Source organism: Desulfovibrio sp. 7SRBS1 (assembly GCF_049723905.1).
Taxonomy (GTDB): Bacteria; Desulfobacterota; Desulfovibrionia; order Desulfovibrionales; family Desulfovibrionaceae.
Window position 1 is genome coordinate 2,231,300 of the sequence record NZ_JBJKFD010000001.1, and the last position, 16,298, is coordinate 2,247,597.

The following is a 16,298-nucleotide window of genomic DNA, read 5'->3' on the forward strand; positions in this document are numbered from 1 at the left end:
CAATCTGGCAGGCTGCTCAAAAAGGTACGAGAGCCACAAGACTCACCGTCGTAAAAAAAACTCAAGACCGACGCATATTTTCAGATACGCGAGGGTTTGAGTTTTTTGAAACAACGACGCTATCGGGCCTTTGTCAGCAGCCTGGGCCGGGAACCCGGATTACGGAACCAAAATGCCGGGACAGGTAGAACGGTGGGGAATGAAGAAGTCCATCTTCGGATTCGCGGAGCACTCCTGCTCCACATGGGTGCGCAAAAAGTCCAGCGGATCGACATTCAGGCTGTCGTCGTCCACCAGCACGGTTTTACAGAACATTTCGCCCCAATTGGTGGAGTAGACAATGGAGGCTTGCTGAATGTGTTCTGCTTCGCGTGGCTGCATAAGATTGAGGATGAAGTACGCCTTGACCACACGCTCCGGGTTGAGGTTTTCTCCGATGTCCGTGTCAAAGGTACTCTTGGGCGGAAAGTAGTCAACCAAGGATGAAAGCAAGTCTTCGCAATCCTTGACAATAACAGGAGACAAGGTGAAGTCGACCTTGACCTGCACCCCGTCGATATAGACCCCGTTGGCAGCCAGCCAGGTGAACAGCCAGGCAATATCCTTGTTGCGTTTCAGCTCCACGCTTTCCATGCGCCGGGTGGCCTGCTCCATCTGCCCGCCCTGCACCACAAATATCTGCCCCTTGTTGGGCCGCGTCTCGGCCGTGAATTCAATCTGGTCGATGAAACTCTTCTTCATGCTGGTGAAGGAGAGCCGGTCTATCTTGTGCTCGCGATGGGCAAAGGTGGAAAAGATCTTGCGCCCCAGCTTGGTCAGGTCCAGGGGATTGATGGCAATGGAGGCATGCGCCTTCTGCTGCTCGCGCACCTTGAGATAGGTATTGATGACGAACTGGTTGATACGCGTGCCTATTTCAATAAGCCGCCCCAGGTTCCACTCGTCCGCGGTGAGCACCTCCTGAAAATCCAAAGGAGTCGCGCCGGACTGGCCCGAGAACAGCTGGCGCACGTTCTTTTCCTCCAATCGCGCAGGCAAAAGAATGCGTCCGGCCTCGCGTTTGATCTGCGACTTGAGAAAAAAGGACATCTTGACCAGCTCGAGCGTGTCGCGCTCTCCCTTGTTGGCGTAAAACTCCGCCACCTCGCTGAAAAGCAGGACATACGGGTCGATGTGCCAAATGTCCTCGTGCCCGGCCAGCAGATTGGCCTTGATGCGGTCGCACAGCAGGCTGTTCCGGAAATCCCCCTGTGAAATATAGCGTTCCAGCAGGCCGAACTTCATAATGGATTTGAACGGGCTTTTCATGGCCTTGACGATCTGCCAGAGCGAGGCCCCGAAAAACTCGCTTATGGGAATGGCCGCCACATGGCCCAGATCCACATACTGTTTCTGCAGCTCGTCATCGAGCTTGCGCACCACCATGTCATATTCGGCCTGTCCCGTGCCCGGCGGCACGATCCACCACACCGGGAGCTTACCCGCCACGTGCACGGCGGTCCGGTAAAATTCTTCCTTGAGCATCAACGCCTGGGCCGTTCCCGAGGACTCGCCACCGCTGCTGCCGAAATTATTTTCGCGCACGCTGCGTACATCCATAAGGAAGAAATAGACCTCAAGGTCGAACTCGCTGTCCGCCCACTGGGAAATGGCTTCCAGCTTGGTGTTCAGCCCCTGGACGTCGTCCTCGGCTATATTGTCCAGATCGCAACAGACCCAGTAGTCCACATCCGAACTTGCCGACTGGGCCACCGTGCCCAAAGAACCGATGGTGTAAAGTCCCTCGATGCTGATGGCGTCATCGTGCGTTTCGGGCAAACGCGCATCGGGCAGGTATTTGCGGGTAAGTTCCAGCGTGGTGTAATCCGGGACATATCCACTGATATGGCAGGGCGGCGCCTGCGGGTACAGGCCGAAGGCCCGGTCAAAAAAATCCGAATGAAGCAGAAAAGGAATAATCTGAAGCAGCTCGACCTGGCGGCGCTCCATTTTTTCTTGTGCCCAATTCAGCCGCCTGAAATTGTTGACCAGAAAAGGACGGGCCTGGCAGGCAGCTGCCCGGCGCCTGAACCAGGTGGCCACAACCTTGGCGGAAAGTGCGAGCGTTGTCCGGGTCAGCCCGCGGGGCAGGCGTTCCTTTTCCAGCTCCTCGGCGGCAACCGCCAGACGCTGGGCCAACGTGTGGTCGGCAATCTCGCCCATAACCGGGTCGTTCCCGGAAAGTCCCGCCACGCTGCATCCCACAAAAACGCAGGCCTCGAACCGGGCATTGTCGAGGCGCAGATGGGAGAGCCGGGCATCCCGAAACATGCAGTCGCCGAAATGCATGCCGGAAAAGGAAACTCTGTCGAACTCGGAGGAAGAGAGATCCACCTGCTGGATGGCACAGGCGGTCAACTCGGAATCCAGCACCTGCGCGCCGAACAGACAGGAACGCACAAAGGCCGATGCATCCGCCCACAGACAGGAGAACCCGGCACCGGACAGCAGACTGTCCTCCATGCGGCATCCATCCAGAACACAGCGGAACCACCTGCTGGAGCGCAAGTTGCAAATTTTGAAAGTACAGTCCACAAAACGGCAATCGGTGAAAACCGCCACGGAAAAACCAGAATTCCGAAAGGTACACCGCTCGAACACGCACTCCTTCAGAAACGCCCCTGCAAAGTCCGCCCCGGTAAAATCGCACTCCGTTGCCGTGGCCCCCACCACTTCGCGCCCGTTGGCCGAAAGCCGGTAGCTGGTTTCCTTGTTCAGGGCAAAATGCATGCTGCCCGAAGAACTGTCCTTGTCTTCGCTGCCATGGCCGCCAAAACCGAAGAGTCCCTTTCGTTCCTTTTTCTGGGCAGCGGGAGCAAGGTTGCATTGCTTGAACTCGGGCTCCACCAGTTTGGAACGGACGGATGGGGAAACAAAGGACTTCAAGGCGTCCGCGCCGTTGAGTTCGTCCAGCAGTTTGGAAATGTTTTCCGGGTCCACCCGGCACAGGGCGAGAAACAGCACAAAGGCCGCGACAGGTGCCTGATTGCGGGGAATGGCGCGTAAAAAAGCCTGATAATGGGCGAAGCCGAGCATCGGCAGCCGGACAAGCACGCCCTTTTTCATGGCAGGCCGCTTGGTGTACAGGGCCGCGGCCAGCCGTCCCAGCACGGGCACGCCCATCATGGCCAAAACCTCGAAGGCGTTCATGGCCACGTTCCTGTCCGGGTGGTTGAGGAAACGGCTCAGGGATGAAACCACCCGCCGCTGCGCACGGGGCCGCGCCTGTTTCAAGGCTCGGAAAACAGGCAGAAGGTGATCGACATTGTCCTCTTCCAGCACCAGCAGGTCCACCAGCATGCCGGGGAAGGGATCGCGCCGAAGGGTCATGGGAAATTCCAGGGCCTTGAGCAGCTCGCCGGAAAACTCGCCACGGTCCAGAATCTGACCCAGCTGTATGCCGTACGCCCCTTCGTGGATGGCCTCGGTTACGGGAAAGGCGTATCCCGGCATGAGATTCCTGGTCTCGGCCAGGAAATGGCGTACTTCCATGGGGGTGCTGTCCTTGATCATGGTCAGCACATCCAGGGCGAACTGATGGAACTCGCTGTTTCTCCGGCGGTGGGACATGAGATAGCTGTTGAGAAGATGCAGCTTGTGCTGGTCTTCCAAGGCCGCGATAATGATGGCAGGCTCGTCGAACGGGATACGCTCCTGCTCCACATAATCGATGAACAAAGTCCGCCCCAGCGGTCCCAGCTCGGCCAAGCCCCGCAGGCAGATCAAAACAAGCTCCCGGTCATTTTCCGGGTCCGCCCTTTCCGCCAGGCCGTAGAGAATGATAGCCAGCTCGTTGAAAGCCCGGCAGCATTCGCCAAAATCTTCCCCCGGCTCCCTGCCTGTGGCAATGAGGAGCCGCACAAGCCGTTCCATCTCCGGCCAGAGCCTTTCCGTAGGAGGCGACACCGCATAGGAGCGCAGACTACGCAACAGGGTCTCACGTTGGGGCGCTTGTTCTACCATCAACCGTACATCCATATAGTCGGTAGGGAACAAATCTGTCGCCGGGACTCCCGGCAAAGCCTTTCCGTAGGGCTCGGCGGCAAAAAGTCAAAAGAACTCAATCCAAATGCAGTATTGACTGTGCTACATTTTCCAGCAAAACTTCAAGCATCAAACAGTGATTTTTCTCCATGTTTTCCTGACACGCGCACACAAGCTCCCGCTGCCACCCGGAGGGCAGGGTTTTGAATAAAAAAATAACCATTACCAGAACGCTTTCCCTGCCCGATAAAATAAAAATCGCCCGCAGCCTTCGCGCACCCGACCTGGGCCCCAGAATTCTTTTTTTCAGCGGCGGCTCGGCCCTGCGCCAGATGTCGCAGCACATCATCGACTACACGCACAACAGCATCCACCTGATCACTTCGTTCGACTCCGGCGGTTCATCCGCCGAACTGCGCAAGTCCTTTTCCATGCTGGCGGTGGGCGACATTCGCAATCGGCTCATGGCCCTGGCCGATAGAAGCCTGAAAGGCAACCCGGAAGTCTTCAACCTGTTCAGCTATCGCTTTCCCAAAGACGCCGGGCAGGACGAACTGCTGGAACGGCTGAAAAACATGGTCCAGAACCAGGACGACCTGATGAAGACCGTACGCGACCCCATGCGCAAAATCGTACGCACCCATCTGCGGTTTTTCCTGGAGCGGATGCCGGACACCTTCGACCTGCGCGGGGCAAGCATCGGCAACCTGATCCTGGCCGGTGGATTTTTCAATTACAACCGCCATATCGACCCGGTCATCTACCTGTTCAGCAAGCTTGTGGAAGCCCGTGGCGTGGTCCGACCCATCGTCAACCGGAACATTCATCTGGCCGCAACCACTGCGGACGGAAAACGCCTTGTGGGCCAGCACCTCATTACCGGCAAGGAGGTGGCTCCCATAGCCTCGCCCATCACCGACCTGTACCTGACAAGGGAGGAAGACAGCGAGGAACGGTTGCAGATTCCCATTCGCAAAAAGACCAGGGAACTGATCCAGACCTGCGACCTTATCTGCTTTCCCATGGGCAGTTTCTACACAAGCCTGATAGCCAACCTGCTGCCCGCCGGAGTAGGCGATGCGGTGCGCAACAACAAGTGCCCCAAAATCTACATTCCCAACCTGGGGAACGACCCGGAAATGAAGGGGATGACGCTGTTTGACGCGGTCAAGACCATCATCGACTACCTGGACAGGAGCAGTTCCGAACGTTCACCTGTGGGCGACCTGCTCAATTTCATCCTTATCGATTCGGCCAATGGCAACTATCCCGCGCCTCTGGAACTGGCGAAAATCCGGCGCTACGGCATCGAGATCATCGACACGCCGCTGGTGACCGAAGAGAGTGCGCCCTATCTGGACGAGCGTAAGGTGTTGGATGTGTTGCTGTCGCTTTGCTAAAGGCGGGTGGGCGGATGGGCTGCTGAAAAAGGGACGTTAGCTTCGTTGCTGCGCGAAACGCAAATCCTCGCGTATCAGGAAATACGCGTCGGCCTTGTGTTTCGCTGGCGCCTGGCTACCGCCGCCTTTTTGAGCAGCCCATAAAATTGAGGTGGTGGAATTTGAAAGAAAGACTGCGGGAAGATTAAAAAAAATTCATCCGAATATTACAGCAATTTTTCTTCTGCTCTCACCCATGATCAAAACTGAAAAAGCGACCTCAGCTTCGTTACTGCGCGAAACACAAATCCTCGCGTATCAGGAAATACTCGTCGGCCTTGCGTTTCGCTGATGCCTGGCTCCCGCCGCCTTTTTGAGTAGCCCATAAAATTGTGGTGGTGATTTTTAAAAGAAAGGCAGCAAGAAAATTTCTTCAAAGACTCATCCCACATGCTCGCTCACCAGATAAAACAAGCTTTTCTTTTGCTCCATCGACCAACCCCGACCGAGAATGCAGGGGAATCAAAGCTGAAAAAGCGACCTCAGATTCGTTGCTGCGCGAAACACAAATCCTCGCGTATCAGGAAATACGCGTCGGCCTTGTGTTTCGCTGGCGCCTGGCTCCCGCCGCCTTTTTGAGCAGCCCACAAAGTTGCGGTGGTGATTTTTAAAAGAAAGGCAGCAAGAAAATTTCTTCAAAGACTCATCACACTTGCTCGCTCACCAGATAAAACAAGCTTTTCTTTTGCTCCATCGACCAACCCCGACCGAGAATGCAGGGGAATCAAAACTGAAAAAGCGACCTCAGATTCGTTGCTGCGCGAAACACAAATCCTCGCGTATCAGGAAATACGCGTCGGCCTTGTGTTTCGCTGGCGCCTGGCTATCGCCGCCTTTTTGAGCAGCCCACAAAGTTGCGGTGGTGGATTTTGAAAGAAAAGACTGCGGGAAGATTAAAAAAACTCATCCGAATATTACAGCAATTTTTCTTCTGCTCTTACCTGCTCCCGTTCGCAGGGTGCTCAAAAAGGTGTGAGAGCAAGACGCGAGGTCTATTCAAACGCGACGTGTACTCTTACGTACACAAGCGGCTTGAATGGACCGCTGCAACGACGCTATCGCGCCTTTTTCAGCGCCCTTGCCCACTGCCAAGCGGCGCCCGCCGATCACGCACAAAGGAGTTGCCGGGAATGCTCTTGGCGTATTTTTTCATCTCTGCCGACCGTTTGCCGATGGCGGGCAGGTCGCACGCGCCCATACAGTCGACGATGGCAAGCGAGACAGAAACCAGAGGGAAATTCGCCACCTCGCCGGAACGTCCCTTGCCGGTAATGTAGCCTTTGCATCTGTCTTCCGGAGTATAGCGGTAACGGACCAGCCTGCCGAAGCACCGAGTAATGGCCTTGCAGATGCGCTCGCATTTTTCAGGACGGGAAATAACGACAAAGTCGTCACCGCCCACATGTCCGGCAAAGTCGTCGCCCGTGCCATGCCGCCGGATGGCCCAATTGATGATCCGCGCAATGAGCAGGATGATGCTGTCGCCGTCCTTGAACCCATAGATGTCGTTGTAGACCTTGAAGTTGTCCAGGTCCGCGTAGACGATGCTGAACGCCTTGCCGCTCTGCCCGCGCTTTTCCAGTTCCAGTTCAATAGCCACGTTGCCGGGAAGCCCGGACAGGGGATTTGCCCCCTTGGCCATTTCCACCTGCACCGAGGCCAGGGTGTCCAGAATGCGGCGCACGGAAACAATGCCTGCCAGCTTGTTGTGCTCGGTAACGATGATATGGTCGTAAATTTTGAATTGCTCGCGGTCCATGGCTGCACGGGCCACGATTTCCACGGGTGTTGTCCCGTCCACCACCAGTGGATTGCCATCCATCACGCGGGTGGCGTCCCGGTTGTAGTACAACGACATGCCGTAGCGGGTGGAAAGGGCGCGATCCATGTGGTGGCTCATCACCAGCCCCACCGGAACACCGTCCTCGGCAACCACGATGGCGCTGATGGGGTCGCGCCCTTCCAGCAGCATCTTGATTTCCTTGACCTTTGTTCCCGGCTCAACAAAATGGGCTGCTTTGGCCAGCTTGACGACCGGGATGGAACACTTGATTTCTTCCTTGCTGAGCCCCTTGTTGCGACCATGAAAGACCGGAAGCTGCACACTGGGCTCCGGCTTTGGCCGTTCCGGCCCGCCGAGAAAAAAACCCTGACCGAACTTGACGCCAAGGCCGATCAGGCAGGTCAGCTCGGCCTCGTTTTCCACCCCCCCGGCAATCACCTTGCTGCCGATGCTGTGACCAAAGGACAGCAGGGTTTCCACCATGGCCCGTTTTACCGAATCTTGGTCCACACCGTGCACCAGTCCCAGGTCGAGCTTGATGTATTCGGGTTTCAGCTCGGCCATGGACCAAAGCCCGGAATATCCTGTCCCGGCATTGTCCACGGCAACCTTGAACCCCTGGCTACGGTAGTGCTCCAGGGTTTTCACAAACAGGGAAAAGTCGTGGATGGAATGGCGTTCCGTGACTTCGAAAACAATGTTCGAAGGACTGATGCCGAACTCCTTGACCAGCCGGGCCGTTTCGCCAGGGGTGAAGGAAGGATCGGACAGGGTTTTGGGATGGATGTTGAAAAAGACCTTTTGCGAAGGCTCCAGTTCGCCCAGATTTTCGAATGCCTTTTCCCGGCAGACCTTTTCCAGGTTGAACAGGTTGCCGGTTTCCTCGGCAAACTCGAAGAGCATGGAGGGCTGACTGAAGTAGCTGTCTTCCGGGCCGCGGGCCAGGGCTTCCCAGGCGTAGATGCGTTGCTCGGAGAAATCCACGATGGGCTGATACACGGTCTGGATGGACGGTTTTGCCAGCACCGCCCGGAACTCGCGCAAAAGATCAAGCTCCCCGTCGTCTCCGCGCTTGCCCACCGTAGCCATGGCCTCGCAATAGGCATTGTACATGGTGTGGTCAAAGTCGCCGTTCAGTTCCGAGATCATGGAATAGCCTGCCCGCACGTCCAATGGCTGGCCGGTCAGACGCAGGGATTCCTGCTTTACCTGGCTCTTGAGCTTGAAGCGCAGGGCAAGGGTATTATTGGCCATCTGCGATTTCTGCTGCCGCTCAACACCGCACAGCATCACCAGCACTCCCGGCTCATGCTGTACAAGCATCACCGGGCTGACTCCGCAGACCTCTTCGCACAACACGTTCAGCTCACGGTGCAGCACGGCGGTAACGTCCTCGGACACGCCCTCGCCGTACAGTTCGCTGTATGCGGAAAAATTATGGATTTCGAAAAGGTAAAAGCCGATGGCTCTGCCACTGTGCAGGATGTTTTCAAACTCCCTGCGCATGGATAAACTCAGTGAAAGTCCGCCTGCCGCTGCCTGAGTGGACAGCAGCCGTGGAGAAATCCACCGCTGCTCTGCACCAGCTGCGGAAGAAAAACTTTTTTTAATTCCCGCCTTCATTTTCAATACCTGTTTTCCAGAGCGGCCCGCCCTGGAATCCCCCCCAGTCAGCGCCTGAACATTACTGAATGAGTGTTGGATTATGCCCAGATAATCCCCAGATGCACGATGAGCATCAACAGAGGAAACGCTCCCGCAATATATACCATGTGGCGCAGTCGTTCTTCCGAATCATACCGAAAAAGAGGAAAGTTGGATTGTCCGCTCATGGTCCGCCTCCGTATGAATTTTCCCGCGTCTGTTGGAGGAAAAACACTCTTTTCTTATAAAGCAGGCGTCTCGTACGGGTGAAATCCAAGTGAACACTTGGTGACAAAAAAAAGAACGGGTATATGCCCCTTTTCTCCGAAATTGGCGACAGTATGCAATACGGCAGGTGGCGGAGAAAGGTGGGAAAGCAAGACGGGAAAAATACACAGGACAGACGCGTATTTTTGCATACGCGAGAGTTTGTGTATTTTGAACCAACGCAGCTATCGCGCCGCTCTCCACAACTCCACATTTTATTCTTGCATTACGAGACGGCTACCAACAAACGCAGGCGGCGGAGAAAGGTGGGAGAGCAAGACGGGAAAAATACACAAGACAGACGCGTATTTTTTGCATACGCGAGGGTTTGTGTATTTTGAACCAACGCAGCTATCGCGCCGCTCTCCACAACTCCACCTTTTCTTCTTGCATTACGAGGCGGCTACCAACAGACGCAGGCGACGGAGAAAGGTGGGAGAGCAAGACGGGAAAAATACACAAGACAGACGCGTATTTTTGCATACGCGAGGGTTTGCGTATTTTGAACCAACGCAGCTATCGCGCCGCTCTCCACAACTCCACATTTTCTTCTTGCATTACGAGGCGGCTACCAACAGACGCAGGCGGCGGAGAAAGGTGAGAGAGCAAGACGGGAAAAATACACAAGACAGACGCGTATTTTTGCATACGCAAGGGTTTGCGTATTTTGAACCAACGCAGCTATCGCGCCGCTCTCCACAACTCCACATTTTCTTCTTGCATTATGAGGCGGCTACCAACAGACGCAGGCGGCGGAGAAAGGTGGGAGAGCAAGGCGGGAAAAATACACAAGACCGACGCGTATTTTTGCATACGCGAGGGTTTGCGTATTTTGAACCAACGCAGCTATCGCGCCGCTCTCCACAACTCCACCTTTTCTTCTTGCATTACGAGGCGGCTACCAACAGACGCAGGCGACGGAGAAAGGTGGGAGAGCAAGACGGGAAAAATACACAAGACAGACGCGTATTTTTGCATACGCGAGGGTTTGCGTATTTTGAACCAACGCAGCTATCGCGCCGCTCTCCACAACTCCACATTTTCTTCTTGCATTACGAGGCGGCTACCAACAGACGCAGGCGGCGGAGAAAGGTGGGAGAGCAAGGCGGGAAAAATACACAAGACCGACGCGTATTTTTTGCATACGCGAGGGTTTGTGTATTTTGAACCAACGCAGCTATCGCGCCTTTCTCCGCCGCCTGAGGGTGGTTACAGGATGGAATGCACGTTATCCCGCAACCAAAACATGAGCTCGTAATTTTCGTTCAGCGATTTCTCGATCTTGTTCAGCTCAGACTTTTCCATCTCCGCTATACGGATGTATACTTGGCGATGTTCCTGTCCCTGCGGATACACGGTGATGACGGAAAGAATGGAGGCACCGAAGGAGACGAGGTCTTCCAGGATGGGCTTGAGCGCGCCGGGCACACGGGGCAGCCTGAAGCCCATCTGAATACCACCGTCCTTGACCCTGGTGATTTCGATGAAAACATTGAAGATATCGTTTTCCGTGATGATGCCGCACACCACATCGTTTTCATCCACCACGGGCAGTCCGCTGAGGCGCTTTTCATGCATGACCACGGCGGCTTTTTCCACGGTCTCTTCCAGGCGCAGGGCCACGGGATTGCGGGTCATGATGTCTTTTACCTTGATTTCGGACAGCAGGTAGTAGAGCTCATGCACATCCAACGTGGTGGCCTTGCTGGGCGAGGCCTCTTTGACGTCACGATCGGAAATGATACCAACGAGCACACCCTCGTCGTTGATAACCGGAAGGCGGTCGATATCGTTGTCTTTCATGAGCTTGGCCGCCTTCATCATCGAACTTTCGGGAGTGACGGTGATGACATCGGTGCTCATCCAATTCTTCAGGCGCATGGAACGCTCCTCCGTGTTCTTATTAATGCTGCTTGAACTGCCACAGGCACAAGATTTTCCGGTTTGACCTACATATTGCACACCTGATGCTGTTTTTCAAGCAAGGGCGGACCATTGACGCCATCTTTGGTTACTTTACAGCGGAAAGAAACAGTCCGTTGCCCAAGGTCCGGCCGGGGCAATGAAACTCGCCAGCCATCCCGGAGTTCAGGCGGCTCGTCTCTTCGCCCTGGTGATCGACCAGGGTGTACTCACCGGCCCTGACCACGTCGCGCCGCATGCCGGGCAGAACAAGCTCCACGTCGCGCCCCGCATCCCAGGCAGCCTTCACCTGTACAATATGGCGTCCGTTGCCTTCGGCCCTTTCCACACGGGCCAACACTCCGGCGATATTTTTTGTCTCGGGCGTCCAGACATCCCGCTCCTCTCCCAGGAAAAATCCCGTGGACAACGGACGCGAGGCTGTTGCCAGCAGTTCGGTCATATAGTCGTGGCTGCCGAAATTCCCGGCGGCCAGATCGTCCAGAGCGGTGCGGTAGACGTCGAGCACGCGGGCCAGATATCCCGCGCTTTTCATGCGCCCTTCTATCTTGACGGCGTGAATCCCGGAGCGGGCAAACCATTCCAGATAATCCACCAGACAAAGATCCTGAGGCGCGAACATGGCGCTGAAGCCGTCCTCTTCCACAATGTCCCACAGCGGTCCGTCCTTGCGCTGCTGCTCTTCCACGGTCATGTGCAGCGGCCCTTCTGACACGGGACGGTAATGGAAGCGGCAAGGCTGGGTGCACTGCCCCTGGTTGGCGGCGCGGGAATTGAGCCAGTCGGAGAGCAGGCACCGTCCGGAAAGGCTCAGACACATGGCCCCATGGACGAACACCTCAAGCTCCACGCCCTTGTCCCCCATATGCGGCGAAGCAGCGGCAACCGCTTCCATGTCCTCGCGCGTGAGTTCACGGGCCAGGTTCACGCGCGATACGCCCTGCCCCGCCCAAAATTCGGCGGAGGCTGCGCTCATGGTGTTGGCCTGCGTGCTGAGGTGTACGGGCAGATGTTTCAACCGCTCTTGGCAGATGGACAGCACGCCCGGATCGGCCACGATAAGGCCGTCCAGATCGAAATCCGCCAAATGGTCGACATGAGCGTGTACGGCGGAAAGACGCCCCTGCGGGACAAATGCGTTGAAACAGAAATAGACACGGACTCCATGGCGATGGGCAAAGGCCACGGCCTGGCCCAGTTCGTCCCAGTCCAGCCCGGCGGACCGGGCGCGCAGATTAAGGCCGGGACCGCCAAGATATACGGCGTCGGCACCGTAAAGCACAGCGGTTTCCAATTTTTCCAGACTCCCCACGGGAGCAAGCAATTCGGGAATTTTCATGGGCCGAACATGGCTTGTGGCCAAGGGCAGGTCAAGAACGAAGATCGCAGGGAAGGCAAAAAGCGCGGCAGCTTTGGTGCTTCAAGAAACACAACACCTCACGCAATGAAACATACGCGCCAGCCTGTGTCTTCATCCTTGCCCCCAACCGTTTGCTGCGGCCTCTTTTAAAAACAACAGCAGAAGCTCCGCAGAAGAACATCCATCTTTACAAAAGCATTCTCTGTATCGGCAACACCCAACAATAATTTAATTTTATTACAAATATACGTTTCCACGCACTCGCGTACAACGACAAGTAGACTGTGGAAGCAGTGTGAAAATCATTTGCTGAGAAACTGCTGGCAACAGCAACTATAGACAGAAAGAAGAAGCATCCATAAACACGTCATAACTAAACCAGAAATTAAATAATTATGGACGCCAACATACGTAGATTGTAGGTTGCACCATATGCACCAGCAATAAGGAGAGACTCAATGCGTGCGTCCATCATGGTCAAAGTTATGGGCATGGTTAGCGGTATCGTCATCTTTACCTGCCTGTCCGTTTACCTTACGGCGAATCATTATATGTCGCGAGGTTTCGCCCAAAGCGAAGAAGGAAACATCAATACGATGAAATCCGTCGTCGCCAAGGAAATCCAGGATCTGATGGAAAAATACGAAGGCGAGGCCAAAATTTTCGGACGCGATTACGACCTGGAAAAGGCTGTGGCCGAAGGAGACATTCCCGCCTTGAAACGCCAGGTCCAGTCCCTGATGACGGAAGCCCACATGGACTTCATCACCATTACCGACGCCCGGGGCAAGGTCCTCATGCGCGGCCATTCCGATCAAACAGGTGACAACGCCGCCGGGCACGAAGGCGTGGCCGCTGCCCTGAAAGGCAAGGCCTACGTGGGTGTGGTGACCGGAACGGTCGTTCCTTTTTCCCTTCGGGCCAGCGCTCCCATTTACAGCCAGGACAACATCGTGGGCACCATCTCCCTGGGCAAATCCCTGGTCAGCACCGAGTTTGTGGACAGCATCAAGGAACACACGCACCTGGACGTAACGGTCTTCAAGGGTGACACCCGCGCCATGACCACCATCGTCAAAAACGGCAAGCGGGCCATTGGCACCAAGATGTCGAACCCCGAGGTGGTGGAAACCGTGCTGCTAAAGGGTAAGGCCTTTCTGGCAAGGAACAACATTCTGGGCCGCGACTACCAGACCGCCTACTGGCCCATCCGAACCCACGGAAAGATCGTCGGCATGTGGTTCATTGGCGCTCCCCTCACCGTTATTGAGCAGACCCAGGATGCGGTATCCAACGCAACCATGGTTGCCGCGGTCATCATCACACTCCTCATGCTCTGTGTCGGTTTTATCCTGGCAAAAACGCTCAGCACCCCCATCCACAAAACAACCATCTTTGCCTCGGCGGTTGCCGAAGGCAATCTGGACATGGAACTCAACGTCAAGACCACCGATGAAACCAACACCCTGGCCGGAGCACTGCGTACCATGGTGGCATCACTCAAATCCAAAATCCAGGAGGCCGAGAATAACAGCCGCCGTGCCGCGGAAGAGACGGAAAAAGCCCACGAGGCCATGAAGCTGGCCGAAGAAGCCCGAAAAGAGGCGGAACACGCAAAGAGAGAAGGCATGCTCCTGGCCGCCGAACAGCTTCAGGACATTGTTGAAATCATTTCGTCGGCCTCGGAAAATCTCTCCACTCAGATTGAAACCTCCGCCAACGGCGCGGATGTCCAATGCCAACGCACGGCTGAAACGGCCACAGCCATGGAAGAAATGAACGCAACCGTGCTGGAAGTGGCCCAAAGCGCATCCGCGGCCGCAAGCACATCCAACGACGCCACCTCCCGGGCCAACGAAGGGGCGGAAATAGTGGATGGGGTCATCACGGAAATAGACCATGTGCACACCCTTTCCGGCGAACTGGAACAGGGCATGGACCGTCTGGGCCAGCGGGCCGACGCCATTGGCAACATAATGAATGTTATTGCGGATATTGCGGACCAGACCAACCTTTTGGCCCTCAACGCAGCCATTGAAGCGGCCCGGGCAGGCGATGCCGGACGCGGCTTCGCGGTTGTGGCCGACGAAGTGCGCAAGCTGGCGGAAAAAACCATGCACGCCACCAAGGAGGTGGGCGAGGCCATCAACGGAATCCAGGCCGACACCCACACCAACGTGACCCAGGTGGCCGACACCGTAAAGGTTATCGACGTTTCGCGGGAAAAAGCAAAGCAGGCCGGAGAAGCCCTTTCGGAAATAGTGGAACTTACCCAGAACGCTTCCGGTCAGGTGCTTTCCATTGCCACGGCCAGCGAAGAACAGTCTGCCGCGTCCGAGGAAATCAACGAGGCAGTGGCCGACATCAACCGCATCTCCGAAGAAACCAACATCGCCATGAACGAATCGTCCAAGGCCGTCATGGAGCTGACCAACCAGGCGCAACAGCTCAAAAAGCTCATCGACCAGATGCGCGAAGAAAACTCATAGATTCGCTCGCAATACACGGAAAAAGCCGTCCCATCCCCACCACGGGGCTGGGGCGGTTTTCTTTGATGCGGCCCCCAAAATATTCCCCTGCAAGGCTAACGGATAAAGTTGGTGGAGACCCGCTCTTCCTGTTCCGGCAGGGAAATACCGGATTTGCGGCCCGCCTCCAGACACTTGAGAAGCCAGGCCATGTTGTTGCCCAGCACACGCATGGTCTGCATGCCTTCCAGATCCTGCCGGACCTCGTCGGGCGTGTTGCCGTGCACGATATTCCAGGAGCAGGAGGAAACAACGGGCATCTGGACGGCGTTGAGGTATTTGTTGAACTGGTCCAATGCGCCCGAGGCGCCCGACCTTCGGGTGGAAACAACGACCGCACCGGGCTTGAACTGAAACAATTGTTTCCCGGACATGCGCAAGGAAAAGAAAAGGCGGTTCATAAACGAGGTCATTGTTCCGGCAACACCACCACAATGCACGGGCGAACCGAAAATGAAACCGTCTCCGGTGGAGGCGAGTTCCACGAACTCGTTGACCTTGTCCTCGAACACGCATTTCCCCAGTTCCGCACACTTGCGGCAGGCGATGCACCCGGAAAGCGCCTTGGTTCCAATGTTGAAAATCTCCGTTTCCACGCCGTGCCTGTTCAGTGGTTCGGCGACTGTAGACAGGGCGGTATAGGTGCATCCCTTGGGATGCGGGCTGCCATTTACCATGATGACCTTCATGTTGCTCTTCCTTTCAATATAGAGTGTTACCGGGCGAATCCCAATTTTTCCAACCAGCCTGCAATTTGCTCTTTCGCGCTATGCACCTGGCTCCTCCTCGGGGCCAAACCTTTCAATAGCCGGACAGCGGGGCAAATCCTCCTGGATGTCCTGTACAATACCGGCGGCACTTCCGTGTTGCCTATGGGCAGGTCCACAATGCCACCGCTGGCAGATTTCATTCCGTGACGGGAAAAAAAGCAACCGAATCGAGCTCTACCCGTCTCAACCTGGACGATTTCACCACAGGTTTCCTGGCCGAGTGCCACTCTCTCTTCTTCAGCGGCTCAAAGTCATCCATATCCCAGGTGTTGCCAACCACCTGTTCCATCTCCGAGCTCCGCCTCCTTGTACCCCCAATTGGCACAAACCAAGTAGACCGATCCTCTCGCTTTATTGCTCAATCCTCTTCAACATTTTGAAAATGGAGGTCCCAATCACTTACGGACAAGCAAACAAAACATCGCCTGCGGCATGAAAAAGACTTGTACCTGCCCATATCCCTTTCCCACATACGTACCTGCCACTTTCGACAATGCAGTGCACACGATAATCATTGTTACTATTCTATATAAAACACTCAGCCATCTTGCACCATTTCAC

General features: G+C 55.6%; 9 protein-coding genes. 3 read left to right on the forward strand and 6 right to left on the reverse strand.

Annotated features, from left to right (window positions below; all coding sequences use genetic code 11):
- Window positions 1-159: 159 nt before the first annotated feature.
- A complete protein-coding gene (locus tag ACI0FJ_RS10255; protein WP_424302747.1) occupies window positions 160-4,002 on the reverse strand; it encodes a class I adenylate cyclase in 3,843 nt (1,280 codons plus the stop codon).
- 224 nt (window positions 4,003-4,226) lie between these two features.
- On the opposite strand from ACI0FJ_RS10255, the gene ACI0FJ_RS10260 reads away from it, so the two are divergent.
- Both ACI0FJ_RS10260 and ACI0FJ_RS10265 read left to right on the forward strand, forming a co-directional pair.
- The gene (locus ACI0FJ_RS10260) at window positions 4,227-5,423 is read left to right on the forward strand and encodes a GAK system CofD-like protein (protein WP_424302750.1); all 1,197 of its coding nucleotides are present in this window, start codon (window positions 4,227-4,229) and stop codon (window positions 5,421-5,423) included.
- A gap of 636 nt (window positions 5,424-6,059) precedes the next feature.
- A complete protein-coding gene (locus tag ACI0FJ_RS10265) occupies window positions 6,060-6,335 on the forward strand; it encodes a hypothetical protein (RefSeq protein ID WP_424302753.1) in 276 nt (91 codons plus the stop codon).
- Between the two features lie 196 nt (window positions 6,336-6,531).
- On the opposite strand, the gene ACI0FJ_RS10270 is transcribed toward ACI0FJ_RS10265, so the two are convergent.
- The 4 genes from ACI0FJ_RS10270 to ACI0FJ_RS10285 all read right to left on the reverse strand — a co-directional run bounded on the left by ACI0FJ_RS10270 (window position 6,532) and on the right by ACI0FJ_RS10285 (window position 12,418).
- Window positions 6,532-8,868: a GGDEF domain-containing protein gene (locus ACI0FJ_RS10270; protein ID WP_424306540.1), complete on the reverse strand. Its 2,337-nt coding sequence runs from the start codon at window positions 8,866-8,868 to the stop codon at window positions 6,532-6,534.
- An 80-nt stretch (window positions 8,869-8,948) separates the two neighbouring features.
- Window positions 8,949-9,077: a hypothetical protein gene (locus ACI0FJ_RS10275; RefSeq protein ID WP_424302756.1), complete on the reverse strand. Its 129-nt coding sequence runs from the start codon at window positions 9,075-9,077 to the stop codon at window positions 8,949-8,951.
- 1,288 nt (window positions 9,078-10,365) lie between these two features.
- On the reverse strand, window positions 10,366-11,037 hold the full coding sequence (locus ACI0FJ_RS10280; RefSeq protein WP_424302759.1) for a CBS and ACT domain-containing protein: 672 nt from the start codon (window positions 11,035-11,037) through the stop codon (window positions 10,366-10,368).
- A 130-nt stretch (window positions 11,038-11,167) separates the two neighbouring features.
- A complete protein-coding gene (locus ACI0FJ_RS10285; protein WP_424302762.1) occupies window positions 11,168-12,418 on the reverse strand; it encodes a peptidase U32 family protein in 1,251 nt (416 codons plus the stop codon).
- Between the two features lie 479 nt (window positions 12,419-12,897).
- Here ACI0FJ_RS10285 and ACI0FJ_RS10290 point away from each other — a divergent pair, with 479 nt between their 5' ends.
- On the forward strand, window positions 12,898-14,928 hold the full coding sequence (locus tag ACI0FJ_RS10290; protein WP_424302765.1) for a methyl-accepting chemotaxis protein: 2,031 nt from the start codon (window positions 12,898-12,900) through the stop codon (window positions 14,926-14,928).
- A gap of 95 nt (window positions 14,929-15,023) precedes the next feature.
- Here the strand turns inward: ACI0FJ_RS10290 and ACI0FJ_RS10295 are convergent, their stop codons facing one another.
- The gene (locus ACI0FJ_RS10295) at window positions 15,024-15,656 is read right to left on the reverse strand and encodes a flavodoxin family protein (protein ID WP_424302768.1); all 633 of its coding nucleotides are present in this window, start codon (window positions 15,654-15,656) and stop codon (window positions 15,024-15,026) included.
- Window positions 15,657-16,298 lie beyond the last annotated feature (642 nt).

What these genes read in the sequence shown, in the direction of transcription:
- ACI0FJ_RS10275 (WP_424302756.1), bottom strand. Translation starts at nt 9,077, where the DNA reads ATGAGCGGACAATCCAACTTTCCTCTTTTTCGGTATGATTCGGAAGAA.
- ACI0FJ_RS10255 (WP_424302747.1), bottom strand. Translation starts at nt 4,002, where the DNA reads ATGGTAGAACAAGCGCCCCAACGTGAGACCCTGTTGCGTAGTCTGCGC.
- ACI0FJ_RS10295 (WP_424302768.1), bottom strand. Translation starts at nt 15,656, where the DNA reads ATGAAGGTCATCATGGTAAATGGCAGCCCGCATCCCAAGGGATGCACC.
- ACI0FJ_RS10270 (WP_424306540.1), bottom strand. Translation starts at nt 8,868, where the DNA reads ATGAAGGCGGGAATTAAAAAAAGTTTTTCTTCCGCAGCTGGTGCAGAG.
- ACI0FJ_RS10285 (WP_424302762.1), bottom strand. Translation starts at nt 12,418, where the DNA reads ATGAAAATTCCCGAATTGCTTGCTCCCGTGGGGAGTCTGGAAAAATTG.
- ACI0FJ_RS10290 (WP_424302765.1), top strand. Translation starts at nt 12,898, where the DNA reads ATGCGTGCGTCCATCATGGTCAAAGTTATGGGCATGGTTAGCGGTATC.
- ACI0FJ_RS10280 (WP_424302759.1), bottom strand. Translation starts at nt 11,037, where the DNA reads ATGCGCCTGAAGAATTGGATGAGCACCGATGTCATCACCGTCACTCCC.